The following is an 18,831-nucleotide window of genomic DNA, read 5'->3' as shown; positions in this document are numbered from 1 at the left end:
TTCCCGTATTCGGTGATGATCTGGCGCAGTTCTGGCACGGATCATCCGGCCTGGCCAATCCTATCCGCCCCGCATCCGGGATATAAGGCGAAAATCCGCGCTTTGTGATCACGAATTTTCTGGCTGTGATCACAGATTTTCAGCCGTGATCACATTTGTTGCAACTGTCAGGAATCAAGGGCGTGACAGAGTCGCAGGCCGCGTGATTCGTGTTAGCGGCATCAGTTGAAGAATACCGCGAACAGCACGGCATCGCCCTGCATCAGCCGCTCGAAATCCGACCAGGCCTGGCCCGACATCACCAGGCCTTTCTCAGCATAGGGCAGCAGCGCTTCGCCCTGGATCATCCCGATCAGATCCACTTTCGGAGGTGCGTCGAACAGCTTTTTCAGGCTGATCCCGGCCTCGGCCCCATAGCGCCAATGCGGCATCAGGATCTCACCTTTCAGGAGCTTTTCGGCATCGGCCAGCACCGCCTGCCATTGCGCGGCGGTGCCCGGCGGCAGCTGCAGCCCAAGCGCCGAGAGCTGCTTCTCATTCGGGACCCATTCGCGGTCATTGTCGGTCTCTGCCGCGACAAGGGTCCAGAAGCGGCGGTTCTCCTCGATCATCGCGAGGAAATGGCCATGGGCTTTGGCGGCAAGGGCGGCATCGGGCTCCTGGGCCAGGGCCTGAAGGATGATCGTGACCCGGTCGACCTGATTGCCGAACATCATATCCCAGGCATTGGGCGGCGGGGTGTCCCCCCAAAGCGCATGCATGTCGCGGGTCGATTGCAGGATGCGATCGGTCGCCGGACCGGGGTCATAGGCCTGGAAGACCGTGGCCGTCCCGGAAATCAGATGCGTATAGGCCGTAAGCCAGGCGGCGTCGGAGCCGTCGAAACGGATGACGATCTGGCCGGGTTCGGGGGCCATGCCCCAGAGGCCAAGAGCTTCCACCGCGACATCCGCAATGGCTTCGCCCGGCTCGCGCTGGCCATTCGCGTTGATGTCGAACCACAGATCGGCGAGGTCAATCTCGAGCCCGAAATCGCGGTTGCCGACCTGGTCAAGGGCTGCGCGGGCCTCGTCCATTCCCGTGGTGATGCCGGCGATCAGGGTGGTGATGTCCTGGCCCCGGATCTCGCGCGCCTCCGGGTTGGGCGGGATCGGGAGGCGCAGGATCGGAAGTTCGGACCAGTCCGCTTCCAGCCCCACCTGCCACCGGAGTTGCAGCGCCTGCTCGACCGCGCCGAGAAACCGCAGCCCGGCCAGCGCAAAGGCCTCTTCCCCGGTCGGCGCGTTCAGCGCCGCAAGCCGGGATTGCGTGGCCTGGATCCCCTTGTCGCGGATCTCATGCGACAGATCGAGCGGCCCGGCAAAGGCGAGGCCAGGCATCAGCGAAAGCAGGGTGGCACAAAGAAAGCGGCGCATGGGGACCTCCGGTATTGCGGGGAAAGGATGCGGAGGGGGGAGGACGCGGTCAAGAGGCGCTGCAGGCCACCGGGGTGCGGAATTCCCAACGTTCGAAAGAGAGGGGGCCTGCCCCCTCGCGGCTATGCCGCTCACCCCGGGGATATTTAAGGACAGAAAATGCCGGAAGACAGTTTATTTTCTGTCCTTAAATATCCCCGCCGGAGGCTTCCTCAGATGTCAGGCGCGGCGGGGTTCGAGCACTGCGAGCGCCTGGCCACGGGGCAGCAGGTCTTCCCGCCATCGGATCGAAAAGCCGGCGGCCTTAGCATCCGCGGCGACATCCGCGCCACTGCGATGCCAGGGCGGGCGGTTTGAATGGGTTACCACGCCGTCGCGCTGGCGGAACGGGCCGGCATGATCATCGGGGGCGAGGAAGACGGTCAGCATGAACTTGCGCAGCGCGGGGAAGCTATGGCGCAGGGTTTTCAGCGCAGGCAGCAGGGGGGCGGCCGGCAGATGGGTGAAGACGCCCCAGCACAGCGCGAAGGTGATGGTTTCCGGCAGGCCCGGGAAGCGGAAGGAATTGTCCTCAATCAGCTGTACTTCGGGCAGGCGCGATCGGGCTTCGGGCGTGAGCTCGTCGGCATGACCGCGCAACATCAGCGCGCGGGAGGCATCGGTGCCCCAGTAATGGCCGGGGTCGAGCCAGGGCACCAGCATATGGCCAAGCCTGAGGCAGCCGCAGCCGATATCGAGGAAATGATCCTGCCGCGTGAGCCCCTCATCAAGGATCACCTGCATCTGATGCAGCGCGGTTTCTTCCCAGCGACCGCCGACGATGTCGCGGTGTTTGCCACGCACCAGCGCATCCTCGTAAAAGCCAGGCTTCAGATAGGGTGAGGCGAGGGTCATGTGCCGGTGGCGGCGCGGGTGGCGATGCCCTGCATCAGGGCGACGGCCTGCGCCATGTCCTGGAGGCTGACCCATTCGCGGGGCCCGTGGATTTCCTGCATGCCGGTGAAGAGATTGGGGCAGGGCAGGCCAAGCTCGGTCAGCCTTGAGCCATCGGTGCCGCCCCGGATCGGGACCGAGACCGGATCAAGGCCGATATCGCGGGCGGCGGCGCGGGCGAGATCGACCGGGGTCATGTCGGTCTCGAGCCAGTAGCGCATATTGCGGTATTGCGGGCTGATCCTGCAGGTGATTTCCGCGCGGGGCTCGGTCAGCGCGAGGGCCTCGCAGGCGCGGGTCAGCATCTCGCCTTTGGCCTTCAGCCCGTCCAGTTCGAAATCACGCAGGATGAAATGGATCACCATTTCCGAGGAGCCGCCGGTCATCCCGACCGCATGGACGAAGCCCTCGCGGCCTTCGGTCACCTCGGGCTGCATCGTGGCTTGCGGCAGGAAAGAGATCAGTTTCGCGGCAAGGTGGATCGCATTGACCATCTTGCCTTTGGCCCAGCCGGGATGGATCGAGACGCCCTTGATCGTGACTTCGGCGCCATCGGCCGAGAAGCTTTCATATTCGATCTCGCCGGGATTGGCGCCGTCGAAGGTGAAGGCGAAATCGGCGCCGATGTCTTTCGGCAGACGCGGATCGACGCCGCGGCCGATCTCTTCATCGGGGGTGAAGGCGAGGCGGATCTCGGGATGGGCGGGTTTATCTGCAATCAGGCGGCGGGCGGCTTCCATGATGATGGCGATGCCGGCCTTGTCATCGGCGCCAAGCAGCGTGGTGCCCGAGGCGGTGACGATGTCATGACCCTGGCGTGTGGCGAGGCCAGGGGAGGTCTCGGGCGAGAGGATCAGCGCCGGATTGTCGGGGAAGGTGATCTCGCCGCCATTATAGCCCCGGATGACGCGCGGTTTTACCCCGGTCGCGTTGAACTGGGGGGCGGTGTCCATATGGGCGAGGAAGGCGATCGCCGGGCCGGGGGCGGTGGCCGGGATCGTCGCCAGCACGGCGCCGTAATCGGTGACGCGGATGTCGGTTGCGCCGATATCCGCCAGCTCGGTTTCCAGAAGGCGCGCCATGTTCAGCTGTATGGCGGTGGAGGGCTGCGAGGGGCTTGCCGGGTCGCTCTGGCTGTCGATGGCGCAGTAGCGGGTCAGGCGGTGTTCGAGCTCGGTGATAAGGCTGGACATCGGGTTGGTCACGGGGCGTGCCTGGGATCTGGCCGGGTGGGGGGCGCTGCCCCCGTCTGCCTTTGGCAGACTCCCCCGGGATATTTGGGGACAGAAAATGCTCAGGGCTTTTTGCGGGACTCGGCTGCGGCTTTCATGCGCTCGAGCAGGGCGGCTTTCTTATCGGCTGCGGCCTTGTCTTTCGGGGCGCCGCGACGGGGCAGGTCCAGCGCGTGCTGGCTGTCTTTGGCGTTTTTGGGATTGCCGGATTTGGAATAGTCCATGACGGGCTCCTTCGGGGTTTCCTGTGGCATGACGCAAAGGGGGCGGCGGGGCAAGAGGTCAGGTGGCAGGTGCTCAGGGCGCGCGCGGGATGCGCAGGCCGAGGTGCACCGAGAGGGTGCGGATGGTGAATGTGGCGCTGACGGCTGCGGCGGTGGTGATCAGCGGTGGCCAGCCGAGATGGTCGCCAAGGATCACAAGGCCCGCGCCGATGATCGCGGCAATGGCGTAAATTTCTTCGCGCAAAACGCGGGGGATTTCGGTCACGAGGAGATCGCGCACCACGCCGCCACCTACCGCGGTCAGGACACCGATCATGCAGGCGCTTGCGGGGGGGAGACCGAAGATCAGCGCTTTTTGCGTGCCGGCGACGGTGAAGGTGCCAAGGCCAAGCGCGTCCAGCAGCACCACCGGTTTCGAGGCGCGCTCGATCAGGCGGTGAAAGAAGAAGGCCGTCAGCCCCGCGATGAGTGTTACCACGAGATAGGACGGGTCGCGCAGCACTGCTGCCGGCTGGTCGCCGATCGCCATATCGCGGATTGCGCCGCCTGCGGTGGCGGCCGCCGTGGCCAGCACGATCACGCCGAAGAGATCAAGCTGGCGGCGTACGGCCAGCATGCCTCCGGACAGGCCGAAGACATAAGTGCCGGTCATATCGAGCCACCACAGGAGCGAGGAGTAATCCGCCGCCATCCAGTTCATCGCTGTCTCCGCCTTTGCCCTGAGGGTGATCCTGGCCTGATGCCCGCATAAAGAAAAGCGCGCGCCCCGGTGAGGAGACGCGCGCGGGTGGAGTCACTGGTGAAGAACCTCAGTTCAGCGAGGGATCGATGCCCTTGCAGGCGGTCACGAGACCTTTGACCGCGTCGATGGATTTGTCGAGCATCGCCTGCTCATCCGCGTTCAGCTTGATTTCGACCACTTTCTCGATGCCGCCGGCGCCGATCACGGTCGGCACACCGACATAGATCCCGTCAAGGCCATAGGCGCCTTTGACGAAGGCTGCGGCCGGGAGGACGCGCTTCTGGTCTTTCAGATAGGCTTCGGCCATTTCGATCGCCGAGGTGGCGGGCGCGTAGAAGGCCGAGCCGGTTTTCAGAAGGCCCACGATTTCGGCGCCGCCGTCACGGGTGCGCTGCACGATGGCGTCGAGCTTTTCCTGCGTGGTCCAGCCCATGGCGACCAGATCGGGGAGCGGGATGCCGGCCACCGTCGAATAGCGGGTCAGCGGCACCATCGTGTCGCCATGGCCGCCCAGCACGAAGGCTGAAACGTCGCGCATCGAGACGTTGAACTCGAGCGAGAGGAAGTGCCGGAAGCGTGCCGAATCAAGGACGCCCGCCATGCCGACGACTTTCTCATGCGGCAGGCCCGAGAATTCGCGCAGGGCCCAGACCATCGCGTCAAGCGGGTTGGTGATGCAGATTACGAAAGCGTTCGGGGCGTATTTCGCGATGCCTTCGCCGACCGATTTCATGACCTTGAGGTTGATGCCCAGCAGGTCATCGCGCGACATGCCGGGCTTGCGCGGCACGCCTGCGGTGACGATGCAGACATCGGCGCCAGCAATATCTTCGTAGGAATTCGCGCCTTTAAGCGCCACGTCAAAGCCTGCGACCGGACCGCATTGGGCCAGATCAAGTGCTTTGCCCTGGGGGGTGCCTTCAGCGATGTCGAACAGGATAACGTCGCCGAGTTCCTTGGTGGCGACGAGATGGGCGAGCGTGCCGCCGATCTGGCCTGCACCGATAAGGGCAATCCTGGGTCGTGCCATTGGGATGGTCTCCGTTGCTGGGGTCGCGGGAGGCGTAGTCCCTTAAAGGGCATCTGTCCAGCGGCTCCGATTGGCAGTATGCCATTGTATGCCGAAAAATCTGCGCTTCCGTCTGTCGCGCCGCGGGAGTAGCGGTCGGGTTAGCGGTAACGGGGTTTCGGGATGGAAGAACCAGGGTTCTGGCTGCTTGCGGTGATTGCCGCAGCACTGGTCGGGCTGTCAAAGGGCGGGTTGCCGGCGATCGGGATGCTGGCGGTGCCGGTGATGGCGCTGCAGATCTCGCCGGTGCTGGCGGCGGGGATCCTGCTGCCGGTCTATGTGGTCTCGGACATGTTCGGGCTCTGGGCCTATCGCCATGCCTTTGACCGCAAGGTGCTGCTTTATCTGCTGCCTGGTGCGATTGCGGGGATCGCGGTTGGCGGGCTGACGGCCTCGCTGGTGCCGGAGGCGGTGGTGACAGCGCTGATCGGGGCGATCGGGCTTGTCTTCAGCCTTAATCTGCTGCTGCGCCGGCCGGCGGATGGCCCGCCGCGTGACCCAAAGCCGGGGCCCGGGCTGTTCTGGGGGCTGATCACCGGCTTCACCAGTTTCGTCAGCCATTCCGGCGCGCCGCCCTGGCAGGTCTATACCCTGCCCCTGCGGCTGGAAAAGGCGGTGTTTGCCGGCACCTCGACCATCGGATTCGCGGTGATCAATGCGGTGAAACTGATTCCCTACGGGCTGCTGGGCCAGCTGAGCCCGGCCAATCTCAGGCTTTCCGCGCTGCTGATGGCGCCGGCAGTGGCCTCGGTTTTTGTCGGGGTCTGGCTGGTCAGGATATTGCCTGCAAAGGCCTTTTTCCACATCGTGACCTGGTCGCTGCTGCTGATCTCGCTGAAACTGCTCTGGGACGGCACGCGCGGGATCTTCTGAGGCACAGAATGGGATGCCCAGAACTTGAGGTCCGAAACGGAAACAGGGCCGCCAGATGGCGACCCTGTGTTTTTACGCCTGTCGGAGAGCCCGCAGCAGGCAGGGCCTGTCAGCCAGCGCGTGTCAGGCCTTGTCGACCGCCTTCTTCACCGCATCTTTCGTCTTGCCAAGCGCCTGTTGCGCTTCGCCTTTCAATTCCTGGGCCGCCCCTTCGGCCCGCAGCCGGTCATTGCCGGTTGCCTTGCCCACGGCCTGTTTCACATTTCCCACCGCTTCATTGGTGAGACCTTTGATCTTGTCACCGGTGCTGCTCATACTGAACTCCTTTGACTGGGTGTAACCTGAGCGTCTCAGTGCCAGGAAAACCCCCGGCGTTGGGGCTGGTTCCCCTGGGGCAGGATCACGATACGTCACTGCGGCGTGTTTTCGCCAGGGCATGAGAAATGAAGCCGATGGCAGAAACCGGTGCCGCAGATCAGGAAATGCAGAAATAGTTTCTGCGATGCGGCATTTCATGGCTTGCCGAATGTGCTAATTTTGTGCTTTGACACGCAAGATTATTGCCATGGAGGCCCGCCATGTCCCGCTCGCAGCCGGCTCAGCCCTGCCGTTCGGTTCTCTATATCCCTGCCTCGCGCGAGCGGGCGCTGGAAAAGGCGCGGGATCTGGCCTGTGATGCGATCATCTTCGATCTGGAGGATGCGGTCGCACCCGAGGAAAAGCCCGCCGCGCGCGCGCTGCTGGCGCGGGTGCTGGCTGAGGCCGACTATGGGACCCGGCTGAAACTGGTCCGGATCAACGGGTTCGACACGGAATGGGGGCGCGAGGATGCGGCGGCCATGGCGCGCGCGATCGCGGCCGGGGCGAAGATCGACGCGCTGCTGATCCCGAAAGTCAGCGCACCCTCTGATCTCGATGCGGTGTCCGCTGTGGCGCCGGAGGTCAGCCTTTGGGCGATGATGGAGACCTGCGCCGGCATGCTGAACGCAGCGGCGATTGCGGCACATCCCGCGCTGCGCGGCATGGTGATGGGCACCAATGACCTTGCGAAAGAGCTCGGGAGCCGTTTCCGCCCCGACCGTCTGCCGATGCAGGCGGGGCTGGGGCTTTGTCTGCTGGCCGCGCGCGCCTATGGGCTGATCATCGTGGATGGCGTCTATAATGCGTTCAAAGACGCGGCGGGCTTGCGGGCGGAATGCGAGCAGGGCCGCGATATGGGCTTTGATGGCAAAACGCTGATCCATCCGGCGCAGCTCGACATCGCCAATGCGGCTTTCGCGCCGTCAGAGGCCGAGCTTGACCTCGCCCGCCGCCAGATCGCGGCCTTTGACGAGGTCATGGCTTCGGGCGGCGGTGTTGCGGTGGTGGACGGGCGCATCGTCGAGAACCTGCATATCGTGACCGCGCGGGCGCTTCTGGAGAAGGATGCCGCAATCAGGACTGCGGCGATCGGGGCGCTGGCGCCTGCCGGCTGATCGGGCGAAACCTGCCTGACCCTTTATTGCCAGCCGAATCGGAGCCCGCGCCATGATCATCCTTACCCTCGGAGTGCTTTTGTGGAGCCTCGCCCATCTTCTGGGCCGGGTCGCGCCGGGCCTGCGGGACCGGCTTGGCGGCAGGGCGGGGATGGGGCTGGTCTCATTGACCGCAACGGCCCTGATGGTCTTTGGCTACCGCGCGGCGGAGGGTGAGTTTTACTGGGGCCGTGACCCGATGACGACCGGGATCAACAACCTCCTGATGCTGGTCTCGGTCTATCTCTTCGCTGCGGCGGGGATGAAGACGAAGGCCGGGCGGATCATTCGGCATCCGATGCTCTGGGGCGTGGTGATCTGGACGCTTGCGCATATCCTCGTCAATGGCGACACCCCGTCTTTCGTGCTGTTTGGCGGCATCGGGATCTGGGCCGTGCTGCAGATGCTGGCGATCAACCGCATGGGGCCATGGCTGCGGCCAGAGCCCCGCCCCGGCAAGAGCCCCGCGCGCATGGAGATGATTGCCATTCTCGGCACTCTGGTGGTCTATGGCGCGATTGCCGCAGCGCATTACGCGCTCGGCTATGCTGTATTCGGGTGATCTGATGAGACTTTACCGCTTTCTGACCGGAGATGACACATCCGCCTTTTGCCACAAGGTCTCGGCCGCGCTGGCGAAAGGGTGGGAGCTTTATGGCGAGCCGAGCTACGCGTTTGACGCCTCGAACGGGGTGATGCGCTGTGGCCAGGCGGTGATCAAAGAGGTGGTCGGAGAATATTCGCCGGATCTGAAGCTCGGCGAGCAATAGGGGCCGGGGAAGGGGGCGCTGCCCCCGTCTGCCTGCGGCAGACTCCCCCGGAGTATTTCGGTCAAGGGGAAGGGGCTTTGCGCCTTTCTGGCTGCATTGGGGGAAGAGGTATGAAGACCAATCCGGGGCGGTTTTTCGAGGATTACCGTATGGGCGAGGTGATCCGCCATGCGGTGCCGCGCACGGTGTCGGGGGGCGAGCGGGCGCTGTATCATGCGCTTTATCCGGCGCGGGGCGCGCTTTATTCCTCGGATGAGTTTGCGCGGGCCTCGGGGCTGGCGGCGAGCCCGCTGGATGATCTGATCGCGTTTCATACGGTCTTCGGCAAGACGGTGCCCGATATCTCGCTGAATGCGGTGGCCAATCTGGGCTATGCCGAGGGGCGCTGGCTGGCGCCGGTCTGGCCGGGGGATACGCTGCGGTCGGAGTCCGAGGTGATCGGGCTGAAGGAGAATTCCAACGGCAGATCCGGCGTGGTCTATGTGCGCACACGCGGGCTGAACCAGCGCGGCGAGGTGGTGCTGGATTATGTCCGCTGGGTGATGGTGAAGAAGGCGCGCGATGTGGCCCCGCCGGAGCCGGTGGTGCCGGATTTGCGCAAGGTGGTGCCGGCGGCGGAACTGGTGGTGCCGGCCGGGCTTGATTTCAGCCGTTATGATTTTGCCCTGGCGGGCGAGCCGCATCGCTGGGGAGATTACGCGGTCGGCGAGAAGATCGACCATGTCGATGGTGTCACTGTGGAAGAGGCCGAGCATATGCTGGCCACGCGGCTCTGGCAGAACACAGCCAAGGTGCATTTCGATGCCACCAATCGCGAGGACGGGCGGCGGCTGATCTATGGCGGGCATGTGATTTCTCTGGCGCGGGCCTTGTCGTTCAACGGGCTCGCCAATGCGCAGATGATCGTGGCGCTGAATGCCGGCGCCCATGCCAATCCCTGTTTCTCGGGCGACACGGTCCGGGCCTGGTCCGAGGTGCTCGACCGGGCGGAAACCTCTGCACCGGGGGTCGGGGCGCTGCGGCTGCGGCTGGTGGCGGTGAAACAGGGGGCCGCGCCTTTCGCGCTGAAGGGCGAGGATGGCAAATATCTCGCTGAGGTGTTGCTTGATCTGGATTACTGGGCGCTGGTGCCGCTTTGAAATGGTGAATATTACCGTGCCACCTGCCCCTCTCGCCACATGGATCCCGGAATGACGCCTTTCTTGCGGAATACGGCGCTGGGTGTTGCCCTTTATGCGCTGCTGGCTCCGGCGGCGCGGGCCGAGGCCAGCGTGAGTGAGGCCGGCATGAGCGATGAGGCCTTTGCCTATGTCGCCGGCACGATCCTGTCGGTTTTCTATCACGAGCTGGGCCATGCGCTGATCGACACGATGGATCTGCCGCTTTACGGGCCGGAGGAGGATGCGGCCGATACGCTCGCAGCGGTTCTGACGCATGAGATCTGGGACGAGGAAGGTGCGCGGCAGAATGCCGAGGCCTTTGCACTGAGCTGGCTGGCTTCGGCCGCTGAGACGGATCTTGAGGTGGAGCATTTCGCCGGTCTGCATTCGCTGGATCTTCAGCGGCATTATCGCCAGGTCTGCCTGTTCTATGGAGCAGCCGCGGACACCCGGGCCGATTTCGCCCGGGACTTCGAATTGCCGGAAGACCGGGCCGCAGGCTGCGCCGATGAATATGCCAGCGCCGATCACGCCTGGGGCGCTGTCTTGCGGGGGCTGCGGGAGGCAGAGGGTGAAGAAATGGTCTGGACCGGGCCTGCGGACAGCGGGATCGCGACACTTCTGAAACAGGAAGTGACCGATCTTAACGGTCTTTTCAGCTTCCCCGTCGCTGTTGCGGTGCGGATGGAGGTCTGTGACGAAGCGAATGCTTTTTATCTGCCGGATGAGAAATCTATCGTAATCTGTCAGGAATTTGTTGACTACCTGGTGGCCCAGGCGGAGGAAATGGAGTTGTGATCACGCGTTTGAAATTTGTGATCACATTGGACTGAAAAAGTGACCTGTTGCGGAGGATAGTTTGCGAATGCAGCATTGCCCCCCGTGACTTGGATGATAAAACAGCTAAGAGAATTGGCATATCGAAGCGCGCTCTGACGCAGAAATCGCCATCGGATGGCGGCACTGCGGGGGCAAGCCAGCGACGAAGGAACCAGCCATGTCTGCACCCAAACGGGTCGAACGACCTCTCTCTCCGTTCATGATCGGCCCGTATTACCGGCCGCAGATGACCTCGATTTCCTCGATCATGGTGCGGATTACCGGCATTGCGACGCTGGGGACGATCTTCCTGATCGTGGCCTGGCTGGTGGCGGCGGTGACCTCGCCTGCGGCTTTTGACTGTGTCAACGGGCTGCTGACCTCGGTGACCGGCGATATCATCATGACGCTGGCGGCCTGGGCGATCTGGTATCACGCGCTTGGGCGTCTGCGCCATGTGATCTGGGATCTGGGCTATTTCATCGAGGTGAAGGCCAATGAGATCATGGGCTGGGGCATGTTCCTCGGTGCCACGATCCTGACTGTCATCACCGTTCTTGTGGTCTGAGGGAGAGCAAGAGATGCGTTTCATCACCGATCGCAAAGCCGCAGATGGCCTTGGATCTGCCCGCGCCGGCACCCATCACCACTGGCATATGTTGATCAGCTCGGTGCTGCTGGTCGTGCTGGTGCCGCTGTTTGTGTTCACCTTCGGCTATGGCCTTGGCCGCACGCATGAAGGCGTCCTGGCCTGGTTCTCGCGGCCCTGGCCTGCGATCATCACCGGGCTGACGCTGATCGTGGTGACGCTGCATTGCAAGGCCGAGGCCGAAGAGGCGATCATTGACTATGTGCATGGCGCGAAGGCGAAACTGGCGCTGGTCGCGGTGACCGGCCTCGCCTGGGCGCTGATTGTGGTGGGGCTTTTCGCTCTGGTTAAACTGGCGCTGTAAGCGGCTGCCCATGGGCGGCCCTGCAAGAGATGCGGTAAGGAAAGACGGAAATGACGGCTGCATACCAATACGAGACGCATGAATATGACGTCGTGGTTGTCGGTGCCGGTGGCGCGGGCCTGCGCGCGACGCTCGGCATGGCCGAGCAGGGGCTGCACACCGCCTGCGTGACCAAGGTTTTCCCGACGCGCTCGCATACCGTCGCGGCCCAGGGCGGGATCGCGGCTTCTCTGGCCAATATGGGCCCCGACAACTGGCAGTGGCATATGTATGACACCGTCAAGGGCTCGGACTGGCTGGGCGACACCGATGCGATGGAATATCTCGCGCGCGAAGCCCCCAAGGCGGTTTATGAGCTGGAACATTACGGCGTGCCGTTTTCCCGCACCGAAGAGGGCAAGATCTACCAGCGCCCCTTCGGTGGCCATACGACCGAATTCGGCGAAGGCCCACCCGTGCAGCGCACCTGTGCCGCCGCTGACCGCACCGGCCACGCGATCCTGCACACGCTTTATGGCCGGTCGCTGAAAGAACAGGCCGAGTTCTATATCGAATATTTCGCGCTTGATCTGATCATCACCGACGGGCGCTGCACGGGTGTTCTGTGCTGGAAGCTTGATGACGGCACCATGCATGTCTTCAACGCCAAGATGGTCGTGCTTGCGACGGGTGGCTACGGGCGCGCTTATTTCTCGGCGACTTCGGCCCATACCTGCACAGGCGATGGCGGTGGCATGGTGGCCCGCGCCGGCCTCGCCCTTCAGGATATGGAATTCGTGCAGTTCCACCCGACCGGCATCTACGGCTCGGGCTGTCTGATCACCGAAGGCGCGCGCGGCGAGGGCGGCTACCTGACCAATTCCAACGGCGAGCGGTTCATGGAGCGTTACGCGCCCCATTACAAAGACCTCGCGCCGCGCGACTATGTCTCGCGCTGCATGACGATGGAGATTCGCGAAGGCCGGGGCGTTGGGGCGGAGAAGGATCACATCTTCCTCCACCTGAACCACCTGCCGCCCGCGACGTTGCATGAGAGGCTGCCGGGGATCTCCGAATCTGCCAAGATCTTCGCCGGTGTCGATCTGAACAAGGAACCGATCCCGGTTCTGCCGACCGTTCACTATAATATGGGCGGCATCCCGACGAATTACTGGGGCGAGGTGCTGAACCCGACCGCCGATAACCCCGATGCGATCTTCCCCGGCCTGATGGCGGTGGGCGAGGCGGGCTGTGCAAGCGTTCATGGCGCGAACCGCCTTGGCTCGAACTCGCTGATCGACCTTGTGGTCTTCGGGCGTGCCGCCGCGATCCGCGCCGGCCAGGTGGTCGATCCGAAATCGCCGGTGCCGCCCACGAACAAGGCCAGCGTCGACCAGGCACTCGCGCGGTTTGACGGCTTGCGTCACGCGAATGGCACGGTTCCGACCGCCGATCTGCGTCTCGAGATGCAGAAAACCATGCAGCGTGACGCCGCCGTCTTCCGCACGGAAAAGACGCTGGCGGAAGGTGAGGTCGCGATGACTGAAATCGCCGGCAAGATGGCCGATATCAAGGTCACCGACCGTTCGATGATCTGGAACAGCGATCTGATGGAGACGCTGGAACTGACCAACCTGATGCCAAACGCGCTGGCGACGATCTACGGGGCACATGCCCGAACCGAAAGCCGCGGCGCCCATGCGCATGAGGACCACCCGACCCGCGATGATGCCAACTGGCGCAAGCACAGCCTCGCCCATGTTGACGGCAACAAAGTTACGCTCTCCTATCGTCCCGTCCATCTGGACCCGCTGACCACCGAGGCCGATGGTGGAATCAGTCTGAAGAAGATTGCCCCGGCAGAACGGAAATTCTGATGCGTATTCGCGGTGGTGTGTTGTTTGCCTCAATGCTGATCCTGGGCCTTGCGGCCTGTGGCAGTGGCTATAGGGATCCGGCGACGGCATGTATCTTCGCCGCCAGCCATGCCTATCCGGGTGAGGGGCAAAAAGCGGTGCGTGAGACCGCAACGCGTGACTGCATCGACCGCGAAGTACGCAAACAGGCGGCCACCACCGGGACGGAGGTGAAGCGGATAGACGGCCCGAATGGCAGCACGACCTGGGTCGAGGCCGGCTCGGCTGCCGATCGTGCGGCCTCCGGCAAGGCCGTTCCGACGATCAACACACGCCCCGGCAACACAGGCATGGGGGTGCCGGCGCCAGCCGCGATTTCTTCCCGCGCCCCGGCTGCCGCGGCTCCGGCCCGGGTCGGCGCACACCCGGCCTCACCTCTGGTCGGGCAGGATCAGACCTGCCGGAAAACCATGACGGGAGGGACTGGCTATGCCTGTATCGCTGACTAAATCTCTGCTCGTTCTTACCTCGCTCGCGCTGACAGGCTGCGTTGCGGGTGAGACGGTGATGCAGGAGACCACACGCTCGCTTGCCCGCACGGCGGTGAACGGGGCGGCGAACCATTATCTGCCGGGCGTCAATGTTTCGCCCTATACCGATTGCGTGATCAACAACGCGCAGACGGGCGAGCTGATGCAGCTGGCGCAATATGCTTCGGCTGGCACCAATGGCGCGACCCAGGCCTGGCCGGTGGTGCGCAGCATCGCAAGCCGGCCCGAGGCGACTCAATGTCTGATGCAGTCGCTGACCGCGACGGATCTGCTGAAAGTCGGGGGGGCCGCGCTGTGATCCTCCGTTTTCCGCTGATCCCGGCCGCGATGCTGCTTGCGGCCTGCGACCCGCAGGCGCTGGCCGACAGGACCACCCGCAATATCGCGCATGGCGTGGTGATGCCGGTGGTGTCGCGGGATCTGCCGGCTGGCCCGGCGGCTCAGGCAACGGAGTGCATTCTCAATGCGGCCTCGATGCCGGAGATCCGGGCATTGGCACGCGATACCGGTGTCGAGGCCGGCTCGCTGACCCGCGAGAATGTCCGAAATATCGCGCTGCGCCCCGCTGCGCAAAGCTGTTTCGCCGCCCATAACCTCCCGCAGGTGCGCTGATGCGGCACCTCGCCCCGCTTGCTCTGGCCTTTCTTGCGGCCTGCGGCCCGGTCTCGGTTCACCGCGCCGAAGAAATGTGCCTCAAATCCGCCCGCGCGGCGAAGGGGCCGACCGGGACGGCAGGGATCGGCATTGTCTCTGGCCCCTCGGGCACCAGGCCACGCGGCGATCTCGAGCTGAATATCTCGTCAGACTGGCTGATGCGCCGGGATCCGGCGGTGGTCTATGAGACTTGTGTGATGTCCAAATCGGGGCAGGCGCCGAGCCGCCCCTATAATATGCTGGTGCGGGGATAGGCAGGATGCAGGCGCGTCCGGGGCCGGTCCCCGCAACCAGAAACTGCGCCGGCCTGCCCGGCACCTTCATCGCCTGGCGCCCAGTGGCGCCCTGCGGATTTCATTTTGGCGCCAAGCACAAAGCCAGAGCCTGAGGAACAGCCATGGTCCAGTTTTCGCTCCCCAAGAACTCCAAGGTCCGTACCGGCAAGACCTGGCCAAAGCCCGCCGGGGCAAAGAACACCCGGGTCTTCCGCATCTATCGCTGGGATCCTGATACCGGTGAGAACCCGCGGGTCGACACCTATTACCTCGACATGGACAAATGCGGGCCCATGGTTCTGGACGCGCTGATCAAGATCAAGAACGAGATTGATCCGACGCTGACCTTCCGCCGCTCCTGCCGGGAAGGGATCTGCGGCTCCTGCGCGATGAATATCGATGGTGGCAACCATCTGGCCTGTATCTATGGGCTTGATGAGATCAGGGGCGATGTGAAGATTTACCCGCTGCCGCATATGTCGGTGATCAAGGATCTCATTCCCGACCTGACGCATTTCTACGCCCAGCATGCCTCGATCATGCCCTGGCTCGAGACGCGCTCGAACACGCCGGCAAAAGAATGGCGCCAGTCGATCGAAGACCGCAAAAAGCTCGACGGGCTTTATGAATGCGTGATGTGTGCCTCCTGTTCGACCTCCTGCCCGAGCTATTGGTGGAATTCCGATAAATATCTTGGCCCGGCGGCACTTCTGCATGCTTATCGCTGGATCGTCGATTCCCGCGACGAGATCACCGGCGAGCGGCTGGACGGGCTGGAAGATCCGTTCAAGCTCTATCGCTGCCATACAATCATGAACTGCGCCAAGACCTGCCCAAAGGGGCTGAACCCGGCCAAGGCGATTGCGGAAATCAAGAACCTGATGGTGGAACGCGCCGTCTGAGGCCGGTCGGGCAGAGGGGGCCAGCCCCCTCGCGCGTGCCGCGCTCGCCCCCGGGATATTTAGAGACAGAAAATAAGCTGAGAAGTTCATTTTCTGTCCTTAAGTATCCCCGCCGGAGGCGCAGGCTGGCAAGTGGCGCAGGTGCCGGAGCCTGTTTGCGATGATCCTGTTTCTTCCCATCGGCCTTCTCCTTCTGGTCTTCGGCCTTTGGTATTACCGGCGCGGATCAACCCTGACCCGCGCCTGTCGCTGGCGGCTGGAGCGCCATATCGGTCCTGCTCACTACCGCTGTGCAGCCTGCGGGGCGGAAGTTGATACCGCGCCGGGGCAGGAGCCGAACAGCTGTCTCCGCCCTGGGCGGGTTCAGGAGTAGCGCTCGACGCCGGTCAGCTGGTGATCGCCATAGCGGTCGCCCTCGGCAAAGCCGGCGGGCAGCAGGCAATCGATCTGCATGAGGTCTTCTGAACTGAGGCTGATCCGGTCGGCGGCGAGCCAGTTCGACAGATGGGCCGCGCTGCGGGTGCCGGGGATTGGCAGGATGTGGTTGCCCTTTTGCAAAATCCAGGCAAGTGCGGTGGCGGAGGTGGTCCAGCCCCTCTCGCGGCAAAAGGCGCGGAAGGCGTCGATCTTCGCCGTGTTGCGCGAGAAGGCCGGTTCAGTAAAGCGCGGATTTCGCCCGCGAAATCCGTCGGTCGGCGGCGCCAGCGCCGTCTCGCCGAGCATGCCGCGCGCCAGGGGTGAGAAGGCCACGAAGGTGGTGCCAAGTTCAGCGCAGGCCTGGATCATGCCGAGCTCTGGCTGACGGCTCCAGAGCGAGTATTCGTTCTGCACGGCCATGCAGGGATGGATCGCATGGGCGCGGCGCAGGGTGGCGGGCGCGATCTCCGACAGGCCGTAGCCGCCGATCTTTCCCTCCTCAATCAGCCGCGAGAGGGTTCCGATCACCTCTTCCAGCGGGCGTTCGGCCTCACGGCGGTGGATGTAGAAGAGCTCGATATGATCGCGGCCCAGCCGCTTCAGCGAGGCCTCCAGCTCACTCCGCAGATAGGGGCCGGAATTGTCGATCCGGCGCGGGGTGCCGTCGACAATCGCGGCTTTGGTGGCGATCACCGGGGAATGTCCGCGCGCCTGAAGCCATGTGCCGATCACGGTTTCCGAGACGCCCATGCCATAGATATTGGCGGTGTCGAAATGGGTAATGCCGGCATCCCAGGCGGCATCCAGCGCCCTGAGGCTGGTCGCCTCATCGGTCGCGCCGAATATACCGCCGAGAGACATTGCACCAAAGCCAATGGTGCCGACATCGTGGCGGCCGAGTTTACGGGTCTTCATGAGGAGGCTCCTGTCACGAGAGGGTGGCCATACAACAGGAGCGAATCGCTTCATGCAAGAGCGGAACCGCGGCCAGCCATGCAAAAGGGGCGCAGCCTCGCAGCCACGCCCCTCGCTTTAAAACATCCGGGAACCCGTCCGGTCAGGATCAGATGACGCCGAGTGCCCGCATCGCTTCGGCCACTTTCACGAAGCCCGCGATATTCGCGCCCATCACGTAATCGCCCGGCGCGCCGAATTCCTCGGCCGTGCCGGCGCAGGTGTCGTGGATGTTCTTCATGATGATGGCGAGACGCGCTTCTGTCTGGTCAAAGGTCCAGCTGTCGCGGCTGGCATTTTGCTGCATCTCGAGCGCCGATGTGGCCACGCCGCCGGCATTTGCCGCCTTGCCGGGGGCGAAGAGGACGCCTGCATCCTGGAAAATCCGCACAGCATCCGGGGTCGAGGGCATATTCGCGCCTTCACCCACCGCCACCACGCCGTTCTTCACCAGGGCTTTCGCATCCTTGCCGGTCAGCTCGTTCTGCGTGGCCGAGGGCATCGCCACGTCGCAGGGCACGTCCCAGATCGAGCCTTCGCCCGCCTTGACGAACCAGACGCCTTTGCCCTCGCCCTTGATGCGCAGATATTCCGAGATCCGGGCGCGGCGCACCTCTTTGATCTCCTGGATCAGCTCGAGGTCGATGCCGTTCTCGTCAACAATATAGCCCGAACTGTCGGACATCGCGATGACCTTGCCGCCGAAGGAGGTGACCTTCTCATGGCTGTAGATCGCCACGTTGCCCGAGCCGGAAATCACCACTTTCTTGCCGTCGAACGAGGTACCTTTGGTCCCCAGCATCGATTGCACGAAATAGGTATTGCCATAGCCGGTGGCTTCAGTGCGGGCGCGCGAGCCGCCGTAGAACAGCGCCTTGCCGGTCAGAACGCCGGCCTCGTAGCGGTTCGTCAGGCGTTTATATTGGCCGAACATATAGCCGATCTCGCGGCCACCGACGCCGATATCGCCTGCGGGAACGTCCGTGTATTCGCCGATATGGCGGTGGAGTTCGAGCATGAAGGACTGGCAGAAACGCATGATTTCGCGGTCAGACTTGCCCTTCGGGTCGAAATCGGAACCGCCCTTGCCGCCGCCGATCGGCAGGCCGGTCAGCGCGTTCTTGAAGGTCTGTTCAAAGCCGAGGAATTTGATGATCCCGACATTCACCGAAGGGTGGAACCGGATGCCGCCCTTATAGGGGCCAAGGGCCGAGTTGAACTGGACGCGGAAGGCGCGGTTGATGCGGACCTGGCCCGCGTCATCGATCCACGGCACGCGGAAGATGATCTGGCGTTCGGGTTCGCAAATGCGCTCGATCAGCGCGTCTTCGAGAAGGTCGGGGCGTTTGGCGACCACGCGGCCGAGGCTTTCGAGAACCTCGCGTACCGCCTGGTGGAATTCGGGCTCACCCTGGTTGCGCCGCATCACCTCGGCAAGGATGGATTCAAGTCTCTCGTCCAGATGAGGCATTCTTGTTCCGCCGATTCGCCTAAAGATTATTCACCTTGGCGCGAATTAAAGCAGTTTGAGGACAGGTA

Annotated in this window: 23 protein-coding genes; 14 read left to right on the top strand and 9 right to left on the bottom strand. The window is 63.5% G+C overall.

The features are described 5' to 3' along the window. Positions 1 to 221: 221 nt before the first annotated feature. From JC607_RS06195 to mdh, 6 genes are all read right to left on the bottom strand, one after another. The gene (locus JC607_RS06195) at positions 222 to 1,415 is read right to left on the bottom strand and encodes a hypothetical protein (protein ID WP_198836077.1); all 1,194 of its coding nucleotides are present in this window, start codon (positions 1,413 to 1,415) and stop codon (positions 222 to 224) included. Positions 1,416 to 1,634: 219 nt separating this feature from the next. Beyond that, positions 1,635 to 2,309: a class I SAM-dependent methyltransferase gene (locus tag JC607_RS06190; RefSeq protein ID WP_198836076.1), complete on the bottom strand. Its 675-nt coding sequence runs from the start codon at positions 2,307 to 2,309 to the stop codon at positions 1,635 to 1,637. Next, complete coding sequence (gene pepT, locus JC607_RS06185) at positions 2,306 to 3,541, bottom strand: peptidase T (RefSeq protein ID WP_198836075.1); 1,236 nt, start codon at positions 3,539 to 3,541, stop codon at positions 2,306 to 2,308. Before pepT ends, JC607_RS06190 begins: the two co-directional genes overlap by 4 nt. Positions 3,542 to 3,642: 101 nt before the next feature. Next, on the bottom strand, positions 3,643 to 3,804 hold the full coding sequence (locus JC607_RS06180; RefSeq protein WP_198836074.1) for a hypothetical protein: 162 nt from the start codon (positions 3,802 to 3,804) through the stop codon (positions 3,643 to 3,645). A 73-nt stretch (positions 3,805 to 3,877) separates the two neighbouring features. After that, positions 3,878 to 4,504, bottom strand: a complete 627-nt coding sequence (locus tag JC607_RS06175) for a trimeric intracellular cation channel family protein (protein WP_233092701.1) — start codon at positions 4,502 to 4,504, stop codon at positions 3,878 to 3,880. Positions 4,505 to 4,613: 109 nt separating this feature from the next. Then, positions 4,614 to 5,576 (bottom strand): malate dehydrogenase, encoded by a 963-nt coding sequence (gene mdh, locus JC607_RS06170; RefSeq protein WP_198836073.1) that lies wholly within the window; start codon positions 5,574 to 5,576, stop codon positions 4,614 to 4,616. A 162-nt stretch (positions 5,577 to 5,738) separates the two neighbouring features. Between mdh and JC607_RS06165 the strand changes: the two genes are divergently transcribed. Beyond that, positions 5,739 to 6,488 carry a sulfite exporter TauE/SafE family protein gene (locus tag JC607_RS06165; protein ID WP_198836072.1) on the top strand — a complete coding sequence of 250 codons (750 nt, stop codon included), beginning with the start codon at positions 5,739 to 5,741 and terminating at the stop codon, positions 6,486 to 6,488. A gap of 123 nt (positions 6,489 to 6,611) precedes the next feature. Here the strand turns inward: JC607_RS06165 and JC607_RS06160 are convergent, their stop codons facing one another. After that, positions 6,612 to 6,803: a CsbD family protein gene (locus JC607_RS06160; RefSeq protein WP_198836071.1), complete on the bottom strand. Its 192-nt coding sequence runs from the start codon at positions 6,801 to 6,803 to the stop codon at positions 6,612 to 6,614. Between the two features lie 263 nt (positions 6,804 to 7,066). Between JC607_RS06160 and JC607_RS06155 the strand changes: the two genes are divergently transcribed. From JC607_RS06155 to JC607_RS06095, 13 genes are all read left to right on the top strand, one after another. After that, entirely contained in the window at positions 7,067 to 7,963 is an 897-nt protein-coding gene (locus JC607_RS06155; protein ID WP_198836070.1) for a CoA ester lyase, read from the top strand. Between the two features lie 52 nt (positions 7,964 to 8,015). Continuing rightward, entirely contained in the window at positions 8,016 to 8,564 is a 549-nt protein-coding gene (locus tag JC607_RS06150) for an NnrU family protein (protein WP_198836069.1), read from the top strand. 4 nt (positions 8,565 to 8,568) lie between these two features. Next, positions 8,569 to 8,772: a DUF1737 domain-containing protein gene (locus tag JC607_RS06145; RefSeq protein ID WP_198836068.1), complete on the top strand. Its 204-nt coding sequence runs from the start codon at positions 8,569 to 8,571 to the stop codon at positions 8,770 to 8,772. 110 nt (positions 8,773 to 8,882) lie between these two features. Continuing rightward, on the top strand, positions 8,883 to 9,911 hold the full coding sequence (locus tag JC607_RS06140; RefSeq protein ID WP_198836067.1) for a MaoC family dehydratase: 1,029 nt from the start codon (positions 8,883 to 8,885) through the stop codon (positions 9,909 to 9,911). Between the two features lie 51 nt (positions 9,912 to 9,962). Continuing rightward, positions 9,963 to 10,730, top strand: coding sequence for a DUF4344 domain-containing metallopeptidase (locus JC607_RS06135; protein WP_198836066.1), 768 nt, complete (start codon positions 9,963 to 9,965; stop codon positions 10,728 to 10,730). Between the two features lie 199 nt (positions 10,731 to 10,929). Next, positions 10,930 to 11,319, top strand: coding sequence for a succinate dehydrogenase, cytochrome b556 subunit (gene sdhC, locus JC607_RS06130; protein WP_198836065.1), 390 nt, complete (start codon positions 10,930 to 10,932; stop codon positions 11,317 to 11,319). Positions 11,320 to 11,332: 13 nt separating this feature from the next. Beyond that, positions 11,333 to 11,704, top strand: a complete 372-nt coding sequence (sdhD, locus tag JC607_RS06125) for a succinate dehydrogenase, hydrophobic membrane anchor protein (protein ID WP_198836064.1) — start codon at positions 11,333 to 11,335, stop codon at positions 11,702 to 11,704. 50 nt (positions 11,705 to 11,754) lie between these two features. Then, the gene (sdhA, locus tag JC607_RS06120) at positions 11,755 to 13,560 is read left to right on the top strand and encodes a succinate dehydrogenase flavoprotein subunit (RefSeq protein WP_198836063.1); all 1,806 of its coding nucleotides are present in this window, start codon (positions 11,755 to 11,757) and stop codon (positions 13,558 to 13,560) included. Further along, entirely contained in the window at positions 13,560 to 14,048 is a 489-nt protein-coding gene (locus tag JC607_RS06115; RefSeq protein ID WP_198836062.1) for a hypothetical protein, read from the top strand. The genes sdhA and JC607_RS06115 overlap by 1 nt, the downstream gene beginning before the upstream one ends. After that, a complete protein-coding gene (locus JC607_RS06110) occupies positions 14,029 to 14,388 on the top strand; it encodes a succinate dehydrogenase (RefSeq protein ID WP_198836061.1) in 360 nt (119 codons plus the stop codon). Before JC607_RS06115 ends, JC607_RS06110 begins: the two co-directional genes overlap by 20 nt. Beyond that, positions 14,385 to 14,702, top strand: a complete 318-nt coding sequence (locus JC607_RS06105) for a hypothetical protein (protein ID WP_370584759.1) — start codon at positions 14,385 to 14,387, stop codon at positions 14,700 to 14,702. The genes JC607_RS06110 and JC607_RS06105 overlap by 4 nt, the downstream gene beginning before the upstream one ends. Further along, on the top strand, positions 14,702 to 14,998 hold the full coding sequence (locus tag JC607_RS06100) for a hypothetical protein (RefSeq protein WP_198836060.1): 297 nt from the start codon (positions 14,702 to 14,704) through the stop codon (positions 14,996 to 14,998). The genes JC607_RS06105 and JC607_RS06100 overlap by 1 nt, the downstream gene beginning before the upstream one ends. Positions 14,999 to 15,141: 143 nt before the next feature. Then, positions 15,142 to 15,921, top strand: coding sequence for a succinate dehydrogenase iron-sulfur subunit (locus tag JC607_RS06095; RefSeq protein WP_198836059.1), 780 nt, complete (start codon positions 15,142 to 15,144; stop codon positions 15,919 to 15,921). Between the two features lie 363 nt (positions 15,922 to 16,284). Here JC607_RS06095 and JC607_RS06090 read toward each other — a convergent pair whose 3' ends face one another. Further along, the gene (locus JC607_RS06090) at positions 16,285 to 17,253 is read right to left on the bottom strand and encodes an aldo/keto reductase (RefSeq protein ID WP_198836058.1); all 969 of its coding nucleotides are present in this window, start codon (positions 17,251 to 17,253) and stop codon (positions 16,285 to 16,287) included. A 148-nt stretch (positions 17,254 to 17,401) separates the two neighbouring features. Continuing rightward, on the bottom strand, positions 17,402 to 18,763 hold the full coding sequence (gene gdhA, locus JC607_RS06085) for an NADP-specific glutamate dehydrogenase (protein ID WP_198836057.1): 1,362 nt from the start codon (positions 18,761 to 18,763) through the stop codon (positions 17,402 to 17,404). Positions 18,764 to 18,831: the final 68 nt, after the last annotated feature.

The organism is Paracoccus sp. IB05, from assembly GCF_016405985.1.
Lineage (GTDB): Bacteria > Pseudomonadota > Alphaproteobacteria > Rhodobacterales > Rhodobacteraceae > Pseudogemmobacter.
This window is presented reverse-complemented; position numbering and strand designations above follow the sequence as displayed.